11 protein-coding genes are annotated in these 18,803 nt (G+C 71.6%); 7 read left to right on the plus strand and 4 right to left on the minus strand.

Features of this window, described 5'->3' with window-relative positions:
• Nucleotides 1-224 (plus strand): hypothetical protein (locus HNQ70_RS19875; RefSeq protein WP_221302590.1); only part of this gene is annotated, 224 nt, incomplete at its 5' end.
• Between the two features lie 30 nt (nucleotides 225-254).
• On the opposite strand, the gene HNQ70_RS01615 is transcribed toward HNQ70_RS19875, so the two are convergent.
• On the minus strand, nucleotides 255-1,628 hold the full coding sequence (locus HNQ70_RS01615) for a site-specific integrase (RefSeq protein ID WP_183963615.1): 1,374 nt from the start codon (nucleotides 1,626-1,628) through the stop codon (nucleotides 255-257).
• 315 nt (nucleotides 1,629-1,943) lie between these two features.
• Between HNQ70_RS01615 and HNQ70_RS01620 the strand changes: the two genes are divergently transcribed.
• Nucleotides 1,944-2,816 (plus strand): alpha/beta fold hydrolase, encoded by an 873-nt coding sequence (locus HNQ70_RS01620; RefSeq protein ID WP_183963617.1) that lies wholly within the window; start codon nucleotides 1,944-1,946, stop codon nucleotides 2,814-2,816.
• Nucleotides 2,817-2,841: 25 nt separating this feature from the next.
• The gene (hisC, locus tag HNQ70_RS01625; RefSeq protein WP_183963619.1) at nucleotides 2,842-3,912 is read left to right on the plus strand and encodes a histidinol-phosphate transaminase; all 1,071 of its coding nucleotides are present in this window, start codon (nucleotides 2,842-2,844) and stop codon (nucleotides 3,910-3,912) included.
• Here hisC and HNQ70_RS01630 read toward each other — a convergent pair.
• Nucleotides 3,896-4,624, minus strand: coding sequence for an arylesterase (locus tag HNQ70_RS01630; RefSeq protein WP_246434541.1), 729 nt, complete (start codon nucleotides 4,622-4,624; stop codon nucleotides 3,896-3,898). The genes hisC and HNQ70_RS01630 overlap by 17 nt on opposite strands.
• On the opposite strand from HNQ70_RS01630, the gene HNQ70_RS01635 reads away from it, so the two are divergent.
• On the plus strand, nucleotides 4,623-5,294 hold the full coding sequence (locus HNQ70_RS01635; RefSeq protein WP_183963621.1) for an ABC transporter ATP-binding protein: 672 nt from the start codon (nucleotides 4,623-4,625) through the stop codon (nucleotides 5,292-5,294). The genes HNQ70_RS01630 and HNQ70_RS01635 overlap by 2 nt on opposite strands.
• A 76-nt stretch (nucleotides 5,295-5,370) precedes the next feature.
• On the opposite strand, the gene pgi is transcribed toward HNQ70_RS01635, so the two are convergent.
• Nucleotides 5,371-7,020, minus strand: coding sequence for a glucose-6-phosphate isomerase (gene pgi / locus HNQ70_RS01640; protein ID WP_183963623.1), 1,650 nt, complete (start codon nucleotides 7,018-7,020; stop codon nucleotides 5,371-5,373).
• A 6-nt stretch (nucleotides 7,021-7,026) separates the two neighbouring features.
• The gene (locus HNQ70_RS01645; protein WP_183963626.1) at nucleotides 7,027-8,511 is read right to left on the minus strand and encodes an NAD(P)H-hydrate dehydratase; all 1,485 of its coding nucleotides are present in this window, start codon (nucleotides 8,509-8,511) and stop codon (nucleotides 7,027-7,029) included.
• A 97-nt stretch (nucleotides 8,512-8,608) separates the two neighbouring features.
• Here HNQ70_RS01645 and HNQ70_RS01650 point away from each other — a divergent pair, with 97 nt between their 5' ends.
• From HNQ70_RS01650 to purL, 3 genes are all read left to right on the plus strand, one after another.
• Nucleotides 8,609-12,292 carry a hydantoinase B/oxoprolinase family protein gene (locus tag HNQ70_RS01650; RefSeq protein WP_183963628.1) on the plus strand — a complete coding sequence of 1,228 codons (3,684 nt, stop codon included), beginning with the start codon at nucleotides 8,609-8,611 and terminating at the stop codon, nucleotides 12,290-12,292.
• Between the two features lie 56 nt (nucleotides 12,293-12,348).
• Entirely contained in the window at nucleotides 12,349-14,646 is a 2,298-nt protein-coding gene (locus HNQ70_RS01655) for an NADP-dependent malic enzyme (RefSeq protein ID WP_183963630.1), read from the plus strand.
• Nucleotides 14,647-14,736: 90 nt separating this feature from the next.
• Nucleotides 14,737-18,759 (plus strand): phosphoribosylformylglycinamidine synthase, encoded by a 4,023-nt coding sequence (gene purL / locus HNQ70_RS01660; RefSeq protein WP_183963632.1) that lies wholly within the window; start codon nucleotides 14,737-14,739, stop codon nucleotides 18,757-18,759.
• Nucleotides 18,760-18,803 lie beyond the last annotated feature (44 nt).

The following is an 18,803-nucleotide window of genomic DNA, read 5'->3' on the forward strand; positions in this document are numbered from 1 at the left end:
AGCAGATCCGGGTGAGCACCACGCCCGTGGCGAGCTGCCCCAGGTCGAGGCGACCAGCACCTGGTCGACGCGTCCGTCACCGACGTGATGACCACCGCCTGGTCGACGCGCCCGTCACCGACGTGGTGATGCCCGAAGCAGATCCGGGTGAGCACCACGCCCGTGGCGAGCTGCCCCAGGTCGAGGCGACCAGCACCTGGTCGACGCGTCCGTCACCGACGTGATGACCACCACCTGGTCGAGGCACACAAGCCTCATGCCGCGGCCTTCGCGCGAGCCTTGCGCTTCTGCCCGATGGGGACGACGTTGCGCGCATCGGTGCCCGTCAGCCAGGAAGCCCAGGCGGTGAGGGCGGCGCTCTTCTCGTCCATGTAGTCGTATCGGTCGTAATGGCGCGCCTGGACGCCCCCGAGCCCGTGGGATTGCACCTGCGCGCGAAGATCCTTCGAGATGCCCAGCTTCGCCAGTTGCGTCTCGCAGGTGCGCCGCAGGTCCGCTAAGTCGAAGTCCTGGGCTTCCTTCTTGTCGAGCATCGCGGCGCGGACGTCCTGCAGGAACTTCGACACCGTTCGCACGGTCATCGGCACGCCACCACGCGCCGGGAACATCAGGCCCGTTTCGAGGATCGACGCGGACGCGATTTGCTTGTGGATGGTCTCCGCGGCCGCCTTCCCGACAGGCAGCACGTGGGCGCGTGGGACCTTGCGTCGACCCTTTGGGTCGTACAGGGTCAGAGTCCCGGCCTCCTGGTCGAAGTCCGCCACTTTCGCCCTCAGCAGTTGCGTGAACCTCTGGCCTCCGAGAAGCAGCGCGATCCGGATTGCCAGCGAGGAGGGCGTGTCGGTGGCTTCCAGCCGTTTCCAGAGCGCCCGCAGCTCGCCATCTGAGAGCGCGCGCTCCTTGACGCGATTGAACTGCGTCAGCGCCACCGTACCGGCGACCGGGTTTGTCTCCATGTCGAAACCGATCATCGCGGACGATGCGCTGGCGTCGCTCTCGGCGCGCAGGGCGAGCGCAAAGGCGGCGCGAAGGTAGGCGCGCAGCTTGCCGGCGGTGCGCCCCTTGCCGGCCTCGACCAGCTTGCGTAGGACTTCCGTCGCCTGCTTCCGGGTGAACTCGGCGGCCGGTGCCTTCGCGTAGTCCTGGAACTGCTCGGTCAAGTGCAGTCGGACCATGCCGCGAACATCCTGGGCGCTGTCCTTCTTGCCCTGGGATTCGAGCGCGACAGCATAGGCATCCATGAGGGCCTGCAGCGTGTGCCGGGGGGCTTCCACCACCGCCTGGACCTCCGCGCGATGCTCGCGCTCCTCCGTCGCCTCCTTGACCATCAGGTGCCCGCGCAGGTCGCCACCTGGCACGGTCGCGCGAAGGGCGTCAAGCCGGTTGCACTCGTCGCGTGCGGCGCGCAGCGGAATCTCGGGGGCCTCCTTGCCATAGGCGCCAATCGGGACGTACTGATGCTTCCGGTCCAGGCTGTAACGGAAGTACCAGTGCCCGCGACCTTGCGCGCTCGCCTTCAGCGACAGCGCACCGGCTCCGCGGCCTCTCGGTTCATGGTGCCATTCGGTCCGGTTCGACGCTTTCGCAGCCTTGAGGGCGGCCATCACCGCCGGATCGGTAAACTTCATGCCTTGCCCCTTGTGTAGACCAGCGCGCGCACCGGAAAACCGATTTGCGATTTCAGTCCGGTACGCCTGGGCGTCGGCTCCTGGTCTACACTCGGTCTACACTTCTTGCGCGGTTGCAGGCTCTAGCTTATCGGAGCCTGCCGAAGCCTAGCAAGAGATAAGTGCTTGATTGGAAAGGCGGATTATCTGATTGCGGCGGATTCTGCCGAATTCTGCGAAGTGCTAGAAAAGCCTGTCCCGACGGACTTAAAATCCGGAGGCCGCAAGGCCGTCCCGGTTCGATCCCGGGTCGGGGCACCATCAGCGAGAGAGCGAATGCAGCGTTTCACGGTTCCGGGCAAGGGCGGGCACATGGCCGCGCTGAACTTCGGCAGGGCGAGCGGGCCGATCGACATCGTCTTCCTGCACGCCACGGGGTTCTGCGCGCTGACCTACCGGCGCCTGCTCGAGACCCTCGGGCCGGAGCGCCGCGTGGTCGCCTTCGACCTGCGGGGCCACGGCCACAGCACGCTGCCGGCCCGTCCTGGGCGGCTGACGAGCTGGCACACCTACGCGGACGACGTGATCGGCGCCCTGAAGCATCTGTCCGCCGAGGGTCCGGCGCCGCGGCTGATCGCGGGGCATTCGATGGGCGGCACGGTGTCGCTGCTGGCGCTTGCGCGCGAGCCCGGACTGGCGCAGGCGCTGCTGCTGATCGACCCCGCGATGGTGCCGCAGCAGCTGCGCCGGCTGCTGCTGCTGCCCTTCGCGCCGCGGGTCTGGAGCCGGCGGATGCCGCTGGCCAGTGGCGCGGCGCGGCGTCGCGCGCAGTTCCCGGCCTCCGAGGCGGTGCTGGCCAGCTACTCGGGCAGGGGCGCGTTCCGCACCTGGCTGCCGGGCTTCCTCGAGGATTACGTCGAGGACGGTTTTGCGCGCCGCTCCGACGGCTCGGTGGCGCTGCGCTGCGCGCCCGCCTGGGAAAGCGCCACCTTCGCCGCCCAGCGCCATGACCTGCACGCGGCGATGCGCGCGCTGAAGGCACCCGCCCATCTGATCATGGCCGAGCGCGGCTCGACCTCGGCGCGCGCGCTGCCGGCGCTGCGCGAACACGCGCCGGCGGTCAGCTTCGAGACGGTCCCGGGGAGCACGCACTTCATTCCCATGGAGCGGCCCGAGCTGGTGCGCGAGCGTATGCTGGCGCTCCTCTGAACCCGTCTTGCCCAGGAGCCAAGCAATGAATCCGTACTGGAGCCCGGTCGTCCGCGCGCTCACGCCCTACGTGCCGGGCGAGCAGCCGGTGATCGCCGATCTCGTCAAGCTCAACACCAACGAGAACCCCTATCCGCCGTCGCCCCTGGCCATCGCCGCGATGCAGCGCGAGCTCGGCGACGGCCTGCGGCTCTACCCGGATCCGCAGTCGACGCGGCTTCGCCATGCGATCGCGGCAGCCAACGGTGTGGAGCCGGAGTGCGTGTTCGTCGGCAACGGCTCGGACGAGGTGCTCGCGCACGCCTTCCTGGGCCTGCTCAAGCACGAGGCGCCGCTGTGCTTCCCGGACGTCACCTACAGCTTCTATCCGGTCTACTGCGGCCTGTACGGGATCGCCCACCGGACGGTTCCGCTGCGCGAGGACTTCAGCGTCTGCGTCGACGATTACGCCGGGCCCTGCGGCGGCATCGTGCTCGCCAATCCGAACGCGCCCACCGGCCGCGCGCTGCCGCTCGCCGAGGTCGAACGCCTGGTCGCGGCTCATCCGGAGTGCGTGGTGCTGATCGACGAGGCCTACGTGGACTTCGGCGGCGAGAGCGCCGTGCCGCTGGTCGCGCGCCATCCCAATCTGCTGGTGGTGCAGACGCTGTCGAAGTCGCGCTCGCTGGCCGGGCTGAGGGTCGGTTTCGCGATCGGACAGCCGGGGCTGATCGAGGCGCTGGTGCGCGTGAAGGACAGCTTCAACTCCTACCCGCTGGACAAGGTGGCGATCGCCGGCGCGGTGGCGGCCTTCGAGGATGTGGAGCACTTCGAACGCACCCGCAGCGACGTGATCGCCAGCCGCGAGGCGCTTGCCGCGGAGCTCGCCTCGCTCGGCTTCCAGGTGCTGCCGTCGGCCGCCAACTTCCTCTTTGTGCGCCACGAGACCGAAGATGCCGCGCGGCTGCAGGCCGAGCTGCGCGCGCGCAGGGTGCTGGTGCGCCGCTTCGACAAGCCGCGCATCGAGCAGTTCCTGCGCATCACGGTGGGCGACGCCGCGCAATGCGCGGCGCTGGTTGCGGCGCTGCGCGCGATCCTCGTCAGAGCAGCTTGCTGAGGGCCGGCCAGACGTTCTCGAGCAGCCGTGGCTGGGCGCTCTCGTTGGGGTGGATGCGGTCGGACTGAAAGTACTCCATCCGGTCCGCGACTCCGTCGAGGAAGAAGGGCACCAGCGGCACTTTCTCGGCCTTTGCGAGCTTCGGGAACAGCGCCTGGAAGCGTTCGCCGTAGGCTCTGCCGTAGTTCGGCGGCAGCATCATCCCCAGCAGCAGCGGGCGGGCACCGACCTTACTGGCGGCGCGGATCATCTCGCGCAGGTTCGCCTCGGTGGCGGAGAGGTCGAGCCCGCGCAGCGCGTCATTGGCGCCGAGTTCGATCACCACGATCGCGGGCCGGTGGCGCTCGAGCAGGCTGGCGATGCGGGTGCGTCCGCCCGCGGTGGTTTCGCCGCTGACGCTGGCGTTGGCAACTGCGAAAGGCTTGCCGTTTCCCTTCAGCCGCTCGGTGAGCAGCTCGACCCAGCCCGAGCCGCGGCGCAGTCCGTACTCGGCCGACAGGCTGTCGCCGACGACCAGGATGGTGCGGCGGGCGGGTGAAGCGGCGGGTGAAGCGGCGGCGGGTGCGGCAGCGGGCGCCTCGGCGCGGGTTGCCGCGGATGCGGTGCGCGGCGCGAGCGCGGCGATCGCGATTAGACTTGCGGCGCCGCGCAGCATGCGGCGCCGGCCCTGGCCATCCGGTAGGGTTTCGTACATCGATGAATGGAGCTTCATGTCAGCGATTATCGTCGAGCATCTCACCAAGCGTGTCCGCGACGCGGACGGCTCCCTCACCATCCTCGACGACGTGTCTTTCGAGGTGGGCCAGGGGGCGACGGTTGCAGTGGTGGGTGCGTCGGGTTCGGGCAAGTCCACCTTGCTCGGGCTGATGGCGGGGCTCGACCTGCCCAGCGAGGGCAGGGTGCTGGCCTCCGGCAGCAGCCTGTTCGAGATGGACGAGGATGCGCGCGCCGCCTGGCGGGCGCGCCACGTGGGCTTCGTGTTCCAGACCTTCCAGCTGCTGCCGCAGATGACTGCGCTGGAGAACGTGATGCTGCCGCTGGAGCTGGCCGGCGACCCGCAGGCCGCTGCCAAGGCGCAGGCCCTGCTGGAGCGCGTGGGCCTGGGCGCGCGCCTGGGCCACTATCCGCGCACCCTGTCCGGCGGCGAGCAGCAGCGGGTGGCGCTGGCCAGGGCGTTCGCGCCTGCGCCGCCGCTGCTCTTCGCCGACGAGCCCACGGGCAGCCTGGACGCGGCCACCGGCGAGCGGATCATCGAGCTGCTCTTCGAGCTGAATCGGGAGGCGGGCGCGACGCTGGTGCTGGTGACGCATGACGAGGGCCTGGCGGGGCGCTGCGACCGCAGGCTGACCCTGAAGGCTGGCAGGCTCGCTGGCAAGGGCTGAACGCCGGTCCCGGGCGCGGGCGTTGCAGCCGGAGCAGCCCGCATCCCCCCGCGAAGGCCCCCGCCCGGCCCGAGCCTCAGCCGCGTCCCGACAGCACTCCGCGCAGCCGTTCGATGAGCGCAGCGGATGCCGGGTCGAGGCCGGGAGGCAGCGGGCCGTCGCCGCGCAGCAGCGCCTCGGAGTTCCGTGCCAGCTGCTTGCCCAGTTCCACGCCCCACTGGTCGAAGGAATTGACGTTCCAGAGCCAGCCCAGCACTGCGGTGCGGTGCTCGTAGAGGGCAAGCAGCGCGCCCAGTCGCTCGGGATCCAGGCGATCGAGCAGCAGGGTGGTCGAGGGCCGGTTGCCCGGATGCACCAGGTGAGGCGCCAGGCGCGCGGCTTGCGCCTCGTCCAGCCCCTGGGCGTGCAGGGAGGCGAGCGCCTCCGCGAGGTTGCGGCCGTGCATCAGCGCCTCGGCCTGGGCGATGGCGCTGGCGAGCAGGGCCAGGTCGCGGCCCTGCGGATCGGGCTGCGCCGGCACGGCGAGGACGAACTCCACCGGATGCACGCTGGCTCCCTGGTGCAGCGCCTGGAAGAAGGAATGCTGCGCGTCGGTGCCGGGCTCGCCCCAGGTGACGGCAGCCGTGGGGCCGCGCACCGGCCGGCCGTCGACGTCGACCGACTTGCCGTTGCTTTCCATCTGCAGCTGCTGCAGCCACGCCGGCAGGCGGCGCAGCGCGTCGCAGTAGGGCACCACCGCCTCGCTGCCGCCGTCCAGCACCAGGCGGTTCCACCAGGACAGCAGCGCCAGCAGCACCGGCGCGTTGCGCTCGAGCGGCGCTTCGGCGAAGTGGCGGTCCATGGCGCGCGCGCCGGTCAGCAGCCGGCGGAAGCCTTCGTGTCCGATCGACAGCATCACCGGCAGCCCGATCGCCGACCAGACCGAGAAGCGGCCGCCGACCCAGTCCTCGAAGCCGAAGATCGCTTCGTCGTGCAGTCCGAACACGCGCGCGCCGGCGGGATTCGCGGTGATGCCGACCAGGTGGCTGGCCAGCTGCCCGGCGGCCACGCCGCGCGCCAGCAGCCAGTCGCGCGCGGCCTCGGCGTTGCGGGCGGTCTCGGCGGTTCGCCAGGACTTGGACGCGATCACGAACAGCGTCGAGGCCGGATCGAGCTGCGGATGGAGCGCGGCCCACGCGCCCGGATCGACGTTGGACAGAAAATGCAGCCGCAGCCGGCGGTGCGCCTGCTCGCGCAGCGCCTCGCAGACGAGCTGGGGACCGAGGCTGGAGCCGCCGATGCCGATCGAGACGACGTCGGCGATCGGCCGGCCGGTGGCGCCGCGCCAGCGGCCGGCGCGCACCGCGTCGCTGAAGGCTTCCATCCGGTGCAGTTCGGCGTCGACCGCCGGCATCAGGTCCGCGCCGTCGACCACCAGCGCTTCGCCCGGATTCCTGCGCAGCGCCGTGTGCAGTGCTGCGCGATCCTCGGTGAGGTTGACCCGCTCGCCGCGCAGCATCGCGTCGCGCCGGCTGGCGATTCCCGCCGAGCGGGCAAGGCCCAGCAGCGCATCGAGCTCGGCGCCTGACACTGGCTGGCGGGCGAAGTCGACGCGGATGCCCGCCGCCTCGAGGACGAAGCGCGCGAGGCGTCCGGGGTCGTCGGTGAAGAGCGGGGCGAGGGGGCGTCCGCGCGCGGCCCGTGCCAGGGCCTCCACGCGCTCGAGAAGTTCGGCGTGCGTGTCCATGCGTCCTTATGCCGGCGCAAGCGCCGAGGTGACCAGTGCGGGAAGCTCGGCGGCCGACAATCCGGCCCCCGACGGATGGCTGCGCTGCCAGAGCTCGCCGGCGCTGCCGTGCGCCCAGGCCCCGAGACGCGCGGCGTCGGCGGCCGGCATCCGCTGCGCGAGCAGCGCTGCGATCACGCCTGCCAGCACGTCGCCGGTGCCGGCGGTGGCCAGCGCTGGACTGCCCGCGGCGAGGATGGAGAAGCACCCGTCGGGCAGGGCCATCACCGAGCCGGCGCCTTTGATCAGCGCAGTCGCGCCGGTCTGCGCCGCGAGCGCGAGCGCGTGGCCGATCCGGTCGGACTGGATTTCGCGCGAGGAGACGCCGAGCAGGCGCGCCGCCTCCAGCGGATGCGGCGTGAGCACCGTGGGCGCGGCGCGGGTTGCCAGCTGGCGGGCGAGTGCCGGGTCGTCGGCGACCAGGTTCAGGGCGTCGGCGTCGAGCACCAGCGGCAGCGCGGACCGCAGCGCCCGCTCCAGGGCGTCGCCGGCCTTGGCGGAGCGGCCCAGTCCGCAGCCGATGCAGATTGCGTCGATGCCCTCGTGCCCGGCCTCGAAGCCGCGGGTCATCAGCTGCGGCTGGCCGGGGTCGAAGACCGGTCCGTCCGGGGCGGCCACGAAGACCTTGCCAGCGCCGGCGGCCTGGGCGCCGCGCGCCGCCAGCAGCGCAGCGCCAGCAGTGCCGGCGGCGCCGCCGACGACCAGCACGCTGCCGAAGCTGCCCTTGTGGCTGTCGCGCGCCCGGGGGCGCAGCAGTTTCATTGCGAGCGCGCGTCCGAACAGTTCGCCGTCGGCTGCGGTCTCGTGCGCCAGGCCCAGCCCGGCGACCAGGACGGCGCCGGCGTGATCCAGCGCGGCCCCGGTGTGCAGCCCCGGCTTGTCGCCGATCATCGTCACGGTGAGATCGGCGCGGATCGCCGGCGCGTCCGGGCCGCCGACGATCGCGCCGGTGTCGGCGTCGACTCCCGAGGGGACGTCGATTGCGATCGTCTCGCACTGCGGCGCCTGGTCGAGCAGGCGGACGGCTTGCGCGGCTGCGCCTTCCAGCGCGCGGCCCAGGCCGATGCCGAACAGGCCGTCGAGCACCAGCGGCCGCCGTTCCAGCCAGGCGGGGAGCCCGTCGAGGGCGCCGACGGCGCCGCCGCGGGCGTGCCAGCGATGCCAGACCGCGCGCGCGTCGGCCGCGGACGGCTCGGTGCCGGAGAGCGCCAGCGCGTGGGCGGGAAAGCCTCGCTCGCGCAGTTTCGAGACCGCCAGCAGCGCGTCGCCGCCGTTGTTGCCGGGGCCGACCAGCGCGACGATCGGCGTGGCCCGCGGCAGGCGCCGCGCACTGCGCGCGGCCGCCTCGGCGACCGCCTCGGCGGCGCGCTCCATCAGCACGCCGCCGCCCAGCCGGTCGATACATTCACGTTCCAGGGCGCGGATGGTGGCGGTGCGGAACAGTGCGCTCATCGGGATCGGGCTGCTTTAGTATGCGTGGCACTCGCCGGCAGGCGCCGGCCCATCCAGGAAGCCCCGGTGCGGGGCGCGGACCGCGAGCCCAGCGATTATGACCACGAATCCCAGCCACGACCAAACCTGCGCCGGCCCCTGGCAGTTCTGGATCGACCGCGGCGGCACCTTCACCGACATCGTCGCGCGCCGGCCCGACGGCGGCCTCGAGACCGCCAAGCTGCTGTCCGAGGATCCGGGGCGCTACGAGGATGCCGCGGTCGAGGGCATCCGCCGGCTGCTGCGGCTGGCGCCGGGCGAGGCGATCGATCCTGCACGGGTTGAAGTCGTGAAGATGGGCACCACGGTGGCCACCAACGCGCTGCTCGAGCGCAAGGGCGAGCCGCTGCTGCTGGTGGTCACGCGGGGCTTCCGCGATGCGCTGCGCATCGCCTACCAGAACCGTCCGCGGATCTTCGACCGGAACATCGTGCTGCCCGAGCTGCTGTACCGCGAGGTGCTGGAGGTGGACGAGCGGGTCGGCGCCGACGGTAGCGTGCTGCAGCCGCTTGACGAGCAAGCCGCTGCTGCGGGGCTGCGGGCAGCCCGCGCGCGCGGCCTGGACGCGCTTGCGATCGTGCTGATGCACGGCTACGCGCATCCGGCGCACGAGCAGCGTCTGGCCGCGCTCGCCCGCGCCGCGGGCTTCACGCAGGTCTCGGTCTCGCACGAAGTCTCGCCGATGATCCGCTTCGTCGGGCGTGGCGACACGACGGTGGTCGACGCCTACCTGTCGCCGGTGCTGCGCCGCTACGTCGCCCGGGTGGCGCAGGCGATGCCCGGAGTGCGCCTGCAGTTCATGCAGTCCAGCGGCGGGCTCACCGACGCCGCAGCCTTCCAGGGCAAGGATTCCATCCTGTCGGGCCCGGCGGGCGGCATCGTCGGGATGGCGCGCGTGAGCCAGGCCGCGGGTTTCGACCGGGTGATCGGCTTCGACATGGGCGGCACCTCGACCGACGTGTCGCACTTCGCCGGCGAGTTCGAGCGCGCCTTCGACACCCAGGTGGCCGGGGTGCGCATGCGCGCGCCGATGATGAGCATCCACACGGTGGCGGCCGGCGGCGGTTCCATCCTCCACTTCGACGGCGCCCGGATGCGGGTCGGGCCGGACTCCGCGGGCGCCGACCCCGGTCCGGCCTGCTACCGGCGCGGCGGCCCGCTGACGGTGACCGACGCGAACGTGATGCTTGGCCGCATCCAGCCGCAATGGTTCCCGCACGTGTTCGGGCCGGACGGGGGGCAGCCGCTGGATGCGCAGGCGGTGCACCTGGGTTTCGAGCAGCTGGCGGGCGAGATCGCCGCGGCGACCGGGCGGTCGATGTCGCCGGAGGCGGTCGCCCAGGGCTTCATCGACATCGCGGTGGCGAACATGGCCAACGCGATCAAGAAGATCTCGGTGCAGCGCGGCTATGACGTCACCGAGTACACGCTCACCACCTTCGGCGGCGCCGGCGGCCAGCATGCCTGCCTGGTGGCGGATGCGCTGGCGATGCCGCGGGTGCTCGCGCATCCGCTCGCGGGAGTGCTCTCCGCCTACGGCATGGGGCTCGCCGAGCAGGCTGCGATGCGCGAGCGCTCGGTCGAACGCCGGCTGGACCCGGCAGGACTCGAGCATGCGCGGCGAGCACTGGACGAGCTGCAGGCGGCCGCCGAGGCCGAGTTGCTGGCGCAAGGCGAATCGCCTGCGGCGCTGCACGTGGAGCGCCGGCTGCTGCTTCGCTACGAGGGCACCGACACCGCGCTGCCGGTGGCGGACACTTCGGCCGACGACTGCTCCAGCCTGCAGCAGGCCTTCGAGCGGGCCTACCGCCAGCGCTTCGCTTTCCTGCTGGCCGGCCGGCCGCTGGTGATCGACTCCGCGGTGGCGGAGGTGCTCGGTGCGGCCGGCGAGGGCGGCGGCATGCCCGTCGCCCGCGAGGAGCGCGGCGCGGGCCTGTCCGAAGGCGCCCGGGTGCGGCTCTACGCCGAGGGCGGCTGGCGGGAGGTTCCGCTTTATCCGCGGGAGTCGCTGCGGCCCGGCGATGCGATCGACGGGCCGGCGGTGGTCGCCGAGCCGAACGCGACCACGGTGGTCGACGCCGGCTGGCGCGCGGTGATGAGCCCCGCAGGCGACCTCGTCCTTGCGCGGGCGCTGCCGCGACCGGCGCGGGTCGCCGCCGGCACCAGCGCCGACCCGGTGCTGCTCGAGATCTTCAACAACCTGTTCATGTCGATCGCCGAGCAGATGGGGTACCGGCTCCAGAACACCGCGCACTCGGTCAACATCAAGGAGCGTCTCGACTTCTCCTGCGCGGTGTTCGACGCGCAGGGCGGGCTGGTGGCCAACGCGCCGCACATGCCGGTGCACCTCGGCTCGATGGGGGCGAGCGTGCAGGCGGTGATCTGCGCTCATCCCGAGGGCCTCGCGCCGGGCGACGTCTGGGTGCTCAACGACCCCTACGCTGGCGGCACCCACCTGCCGGACATCACGGTGATCACGCCGGTATTCGACGCGGCGGGCGAGCGGCTGCTGTTCTTCGTGGGCTCGCGCGGCCACCATGCCGACATCGGCGGGATCACTCCGGGCTCGATGCCCCCGGACAGCCGCAGCATCGACGACGAGGGCGTGCTGATCACCGACTTCAGGCTGGTGGAGGCGGGCCGCTTCCGGGACACGGAGATGCGCGCGCTGCTCGAGGGCGCCGCTCACCCCGCGCGCAACCCGGAGCAGAACCTGGCCGACCTGCGCGCGCAGATCGCCGCCAACGAGAAGGGCCGCGAGGAGCTGCTGAAGATGGTTGGCCACTTCGGGCTCGGCACGGTGCAGGCCTACATGGGGCACGTGCAGGCCAACGCCGAGGAGTCCGTGCGCCGGGCGATCGCTGCGCTGCCCGGCGGCAGCTTCGAGCTGGCGCTCGACAACGGCGCGCGCATCCGGGTGGCGGTCAGCGTGGACCGGGCCGCGCGCAGCGCCAGGGTCGACTTCACCGGCACCAGCGCCCAGCAGCCGAACAACTTCAATGCGCCGCTGGCGGTGACCACGGCCGCGGTCCTCTATGTCTTCCGCACCCTGGTCGACGACGAGATCCCGATGAACGCCGGCTGCCTGGCGCCGATCGAGATCGTCGTGCCGGAAGGCTCGATGCTCAATCCGCGCGCGCCGGCCGCCGTGGTGGCGGGCAACGTCGAAACCTCGCAGTGCGTGACCAACTGCCTGTACGGCGCGCTGGGCGTGATGGCCTCGGGGCAGCCGACGATGAACAACTTCACCTTCGGCAATGCGCGCCACCAGTACTACGAGACCGTTTCCGGCGGCTCGGGGGCTGGCGGGATCTTCGATTCCGAGGGCCGGCTGACCGGCGGCTTCGACGGCGCCGCGGTGGTCCAGACCCACATGACCAACTCGCGGCTGACCGATCCGGAGGTGCTGGAGCTGCGCTTCCCGGTGCGGCTCGAGAGCTACGAGATCCGGGCCGGCTCCGGCGGCGCGGGCCGCTGGCGGGGCGGCGACGGCGGGGTGCGCCGGATCCGTTTCCTGGAGGCGATGACTGCGTCGATCCTGGCCAACGGCCGGATCCACCCGGCGTTCGGAGCTGCGGGCGGCGCGCCGGGCGCGCCCGGGCGCGACTACGTGCTGCGCGCGGACGGCAGCGTGCAGCCGCTCGCGCACGCGGACCGGGCGGAGCTGGCGGCGGGCGACGTGTTCGTGATCGAGACTCCGGGCGGCGGCGGCTTCGGGCGGGCGGAGGGCCCGGAAACCTAGTCGCGGCACGTGCCGCGAAGGTGCAACAATGCCGCATCGAACCTGCGGAGCCATCCATGTCCGAGCCCCTGTCCCCCGCCGAGCTGGCCCTGCGCGAGGCCGCACTCGACTATCACCGCGCTCCGACGCGCGGCAAGATCGCCGTCAACCCGACCAAACCCCTGGCAAACCAGCGCGACCTGTCGCTGGCCTACTCGCCGGGCGTGGCCTACGCCTGCACTGCGATCCACCAGGATCCCTCGCTGGCCGCCGAGTACACCTCGCGCGCCAACCTGGTGGGCGTGATCACCAATGGCACCGCGGTGCTGGGGCTCGGCGACATCGGTCCGCTGGCCGGCAAGCCGGTGATGGAAGGCAAGGGCTGCCTGTTCAAGAAGTTCGCCGGCATCGACGTGTTCGACCTGGAGCTCGCCGAGACCGACCCGGACCGCCTGGTGGAGATCGTCGCGGCGCTCGAGCCGACGCTGGGCGGCGTCAACCTCGAGGACATCAAGGCGCCCGAGTGCTTCTACGTCGAGCGCAAGCTGCGCGAGCGGCTGAAGATCCCGGTCTTCCACGACGACCAGCACGGCACCGCGATCATCTCGTCGGCGGCGCTGATCAACGGCCTGGAGCTGGTCGGCAAGCAGATCGGCTCGATCCGCATCGCGGTCTCCGGCGCGGGCGCCGCGGCGATCGCCTGCCTGGACCTGATGGTCGCGCTGGGGGCCGATCCGCAGAAGATCCTGGTCTGCGACTCGCGCGGCGTGATCCACGAGGGGCGCGAGGGCAGGCTGGACGAGTCGAAGACGCGCTATGCGCGGCGCACCGACGCGCGCACGCTGGCCGACGCGGTGCGCGGCGCTGACGTGTTCCTCGGCTGCTCGGCCGCCGGGGTGCTCAGCGGCCAGATGGTGGCCACGATGGCCGAGCGCCCCATCGTGCTGGCGCTGGCCAACCCGGAGCCCGAGATCCGTCCGGAGCTGGCGCTGGCCGCGCGTCCGGACTGCATCGTCGCCACCGGACGGTCGGACTATCCGAACCAGGTCAACAACGTCCTGTGCTTTCCCTACATCTTCCGCGGCGCGCTCGACAGCGGCGCCACCACGATCACCGAGGAGATGAAGCTGGCCTGCGTGCGCGAGATCGCGGCGCTGGCCAAGGCCGAGATCAGCGACGAGGTGGCGGCGGCCTACGCGGGGCAGGAGCTCAAGTTCGGGCCCGACTACCTGATCCCGAAGCCCTTCGACTCGCGGCTCATCCTGCGGATCGCGCCGGCAGTGGCGGAAGCGGCCGCGCGATCGGGCGTCGCGCAGCGCCCGATCGCCGACCTGGCCGCTTACCGGGCCTCGCTGGCGAGCTTCGTGACCCACACCGGCATGCTGATGCGCCCGCTCTTCGAGGTGGCGCGCGCCCGGCCGCGCCGCGTGGTCTATGCCGAGGGGGAGGACGAGCGGGTGCTGCGCGCCACGCAGGTGGTGGTCGACGAGGGGCTGGCGCGGCCGATCCTGATCGGGCACCCGGAGGCGATCGCCGCGCGGATCGCGCGGGCCAACCTGCGCATCGTTGCCGGCCGCGATTTCGAGCTGGTCGACCCCGAGAGCGATCCGCGCTTTCGAGACTACTGGATGGACTATCACCGGCTGATGGGCCGGGGAGGCGTGTCGCCCGAGCTGGCGAAGGCGACGCTGCGCCGCTCGATGACGACGATCGCCGCGATGATGGTGCGCCGCGGTGACGCCGAGGCGATGCTGTGCGGGCTGGTCGGCCGCTACGCCAACCACCTGGAGCGGATCGCCGACGTGATCGGGCTGGCGCAGGGCGCGCGCGGCTACGCCACGATGAACGCGCTGATGCTGCCCGAGCACACCCTGTTCATCACCGACACCTTCGTCAACGACGACCCCACCGCGGAACAGCTCGCCGAGATCGCGCTGCTGGCGGCCGAGGAGGTGCGCCGTTTCGGGCTGCAGCCCAAGGTGGCCTTCGTCTCGCACTCCACCTTCGGCTCCAGCGACCGGCCTTCGGCGCGCAAGATGCGCGCCGCCCGCGAGCTGTTCGCGGCCGCCGCGCCCGACGTCGAGTGCGAGGGCGAGCTGCAGGGCGACGCTGCGCTCTCGGAGGACGTGCGCCGCCGCTTCCTGCTCGAATCGAGGATGACGGGGGCGGCCAACCTGCTGGTGATGCCGAACCTCGACGCCGCCAACATCCTGTTCAACGTGCTGAAGATGACCGGCGGCAAGGGGATCACCGTGGGGCCGGTGCTGCTCGGCGCGGCCGAGGCAGTGCATATCCTCGAGCCCTCCTGCACCGTTCGACGGGTGGTGAACATGACGGCGCTGGCCTCGGCGGACGTGCGCCGAGGCGGGCGCTAGGGCCGGGGGCAGCGAGCCCCCGAGGGTGCGACCCCGTATAATGAGGGTTTGCCCGCGCGGGTCCCGCGCCAGCTTTTCCCCCGAGCCCCGATGCCCGCCTATCTCATTCTGCCGGGCCAACCGGCACATTCCGAGTTCCGCCGCCAGAGACTGCTCGATCGCCTGCAGGCGATCGACGAGCGGGTGGCCGCCGTCCATGCCCGTCACTTCCACGTGGTCTGGGCCGAGCGCGAGCTCACCGGCGACGAGCGGGCCCGCCTCGGCGCGCTGCTGGATTCGACCGCGCCGGGCGAAGGCGACGCGCAGGGCCAGGCGCTGTACGTGGTGCCGCGCATCGGCACCATCTCGCCGTGGGCCAGCAAGGCCACCGACATCGCCCACAGCTGCGGCATGGCGCACATCCACCGGATCGAGCGCGGGCTCGAGTACCGGGTGGCCTTGCGCACCGGCCTGATCGGCAGCCTGCTGGGCGGCGCGCGCGCCCTCGACACGACCGCGCTCGCGAGGCTGGGAGCGTCGCTGCACGACCGGATGACCGAATCCCTGCTGCTGGCGCCGCCGGACCCGGCAGCGATGTTCGCCTCGCTGCCAGGCAAGCCGATGCAGCGCATCGCGGTGGGCGCGCGCGGGCGTGCCGCGCTCGACGAGGCCAACGTCTCGCTGGGCCTGGCGCTGTCGGACGACGAGATCGAGTACCTGCTCGACGCCTTCCGCGAGGAGGGTCGCGACCCCACCGACGTCGAGCTGATGATGTTCGCGCAGGCCAACTCCGAGCACTGCCGGCACAAGATCTTCAACGCCACCTGGTCGGTCGACGGCGAGCGCCGCGACGACACGCTGTTCGGCATGGTGCGCAAGACCCATGCGGCGCATCCGATGGGCACGGTGGTGGCCTATTCGGACAATTCCGCCATCCTCGAGGGCGGTCCGGCGCAGCGCTTCTTCTCGCGCCAGCAGGGCGCCAACGGCCGCTACGAGGCCACGCCGCAGCTCACGCATGCGCTGCTGAAGGTCGAGACCCACAACCACCCGACCGCCATTGCGCCCTTTCCGGGCGCGGCCACCGGCTCGGGCGGCGAGATCCGCGACGAGGGCGCCACCGGCCGCGGCTCCAAGCCGAAGTTCGGCCTCACCGGCTTCACGGTGTCCAACCTGCGCATCCCCGGCTTCGAGCAGCCCTGGGAAACCGCGCAGGACGCCACCGAGCCGCTGGCGCTGCGCGATCCGCTCGCCGCGCCCTACGGAATCCCCGAGCGCATCGCCACGCCGCTGCAGATCATGCTCGACGGCCCGATCGGCGGCGCGGCGTTCAACAACGAGTTCGGCCGTCCCAACCTGCTGGGCTATTTCCGCACCTACGAGCAGAACGTGGGCGGCGCGGTGCGCGGTTATCACAAGCCGATCATGATCGCGGGCGGCGTCGGTTCGATCGACGCCAGCCACTGCGAGAAGCTCGACCTCCCGCCCGGCTCGCTGCTGATCCAGCTCGGCGGCCCCGGCATGCGCATCGGTCTGGGCGGCAGCGCTGCCTCCAGCATGGGCGCTGGCACCAACACCGAAGCGCTCGACTTCGACTCGGTCCAGCGCGGCAATCCGGAGATCCAGCGCCGAGCCCAGGAGGTTCTCGACCGCTGCTGGTCGGAGGGCGACGCCAACCCCATCCTGTCGATCCACGACGTGGGCGCGGGCGGGCTCTCCAACGCCTTCCCCGAGATCGTCCATGGCGCCGGCCGCGCGGCGCGCTTCGAGCTGGCGAGGATCCCGCTCGAGGAAACCGGCCTGTCGCCCGCCGAGATCTGGTGCAACGAGGCCCAGGAGCGCTACGTGCTGGCGATCGCGCCGGAGTCGCTGCCGCTCTTCCACGCCTTCTGCCAGCGTGAGCGCTGCCCCTACGCGGTGGTCGGCACCGTCAGCGCCGACCACCAGCTGATCGTCGAAGGCCCGGATGGCGAGCGTCCGGTGGACATGCCGATCGACGTGCTGCTGGGCAAGCCGCCGCGCATGCACCGCGAGGGCGTGCGGGCCAGCCGGAACCTGCCGCCGGTGGACGCCACCGGGCTCGACCTTGCCCAGGTCTGCCGCCATGTGCTGCGCCTGCCCGCGGTGGCCGGCAAGTCCTTCCTGATCACCATCGGCGACCGCACGGTCGGCGGGCTGTGCTCGCGTGACCAGATGGTCGGGCCCTGGCAGGTGCCGGTGGCCGACTGCGCCGTGGGACTGCGCGATTTCACCGGGCACGCCGGCGAGGCGCTCTCGATGGGCGAGCGCACCCCGCTCGCGGTGATCGACGCCGCCGCCTCGGCCCGCATGGCGGTCGCCGAGACAGTCACCAACATCGCCGGCGCCCCGATCGACGGCCTCGGCAGGCTAAAGCTCTCGGCCAACTGGATGGCGGCATGCGGCGAGGGCGCCGAGGACGCCGACCTGTTCGACGCGGTCGAGGCGGCCACCTCCCTTTGTGTGAAGCTGGGCATCAGCATCCCGGTCGGCAAGGACTCGCTGTCGATGCGCACCGTGTGGCGGGAGGAGGGCGCCGAGAAGCGGGTCACCTCGCCGCTGTCGCTGGTTGCCACCGCCTGGGCGCCGGTCACCGACGTGCGCCGCACGCTGACGCCGCAACTGCAGCGCGACGTCGATTCCACGCTGATCCTGATCGACCTTGGCCAGGGCAGGCAGCGGCTGGGCGCGTCGGCCTTCGCCCAGGTGACCGGACAGCTCGGCAACGATGCGCCCGACCTCGAGGACCCGGCGCTGCTGGCGCGCTTCTTCGATGCCATCCAGCAGCTCAACGCCGATGGCCGGCTGCTGGCCTATCACGACCGTTCCGACGGCGGACTGTTCGCAGCGGCCTGCGAGATGGCGTTCGCCGGCCGCTGCGGCGTTGCGCTCAACGTCGACCTGCTGACCATCGACCCGCACGCTGCCGACTGGGGCGACTACAAGATCCGCCCGGAGCAGGTCTCGGTGCAGCGCGACGAGCTTACGATCAAGGCGCTTTTCAACGAGGAGCTGGGCGCGCTGCTGCAGGTGCGCACCGCCGAGCGCGACCTGGTGATGGGCGTGCTGCGCGAGGCCGGCCTGTCGGCCTTCTCGCACGTGGTCGGCAAGCCGCAGGCGCGCGACCGCATCGAGGTGTACCGCGACGCGAAGTGCGTCTACGCCGAAGACCGGGCGGTGCTGCAGGCGATCTGGTCCGAGACCAGCTACCGGATGGCCGCGCTGCGCGACAACCCCGACTGCGCGCGCGAGGAGTACGAGCGTCTTGCGCTGCCGGACGACCCCGGACTGCGGGTGGCGCCGTGCTTCGATGTCGACGAGGACGTTGCCGCGCCCTTCATTGCGCGCGGTGCCCGGCCGAAGGTGGCGATCCTGCGCGAGCAGGGCGTCAACGGCCACGTCGAGATGGCCGCGGCCTTCGATCGCGCGGGCTTCGACGCCTACGACGTCCACATGACCGACCTCTTCGAGGAGCGTCACCGGTTGGCGGACTTCAAGGGACTGGTGGCCTGCGGCGGCTTCTCCTATGGCGACGTGCTGGGCGCGGGCGCCGGCTGGGCCCGTTCGGTGCTCTTTAACGCGAAGCTCGCCGAGCAGTTCGCGCTGTTCTTCCAGCGGCCGGACAGCTTCAGCCTGGGCGTGTGCAACGGCTGCCAGATGATGTCGGTGCTCAAGAGCATCATTCCGGGCGCCGAGCACTGGCCGCGCTTCCTGCGCAACCGTTCCGAGCAGTTCGAGGCGCGGCTGGCGATGGTCGAGGTGCTCGACTCGCCGTCGATCCTGTTCGCCGGGATGGCGGGCAGCCGGATGCCGGTGGCGGTGGCCCACGGCGAGGGGCGCGTCGAGTTCGCCGGGGAGTCGCAGCGCGCGGCGGCGATCGCTTCGATGCGCTTCGTCGACAACGATGGCAGCGTCGCGACTCAGTATCCGGCGAACCCCAACGGTTCCCCCGAGGGGCTCACCTCCTTCACCACGAAGGACGGCCGCGCCACCATCCTGATGCCCCATCCGGAGCGCGTCTTCCGGTCGGTGCAGATGAGCTGGCGCGACCCCTCGCTCGGCGAGTACACCCCATGGATGCGCATGTTCCGCAACGCCCGCGTCTGGGTGGGCTGAGCACCTGCAACTGAACCTTTCTTGCGCCGGCCCTCGCGGGCCGG

This window comes from Quisquiliibacterium transsilvanicum (assembly GCF_014202215.1).
GTDB lineage: Bacteria > Pseudomonadota > Gammaproteobacteria > Burkholderiales > Burkholderiaceae_E > Quisquiliibacterium > Quisquiliibacterium transsilvanicum.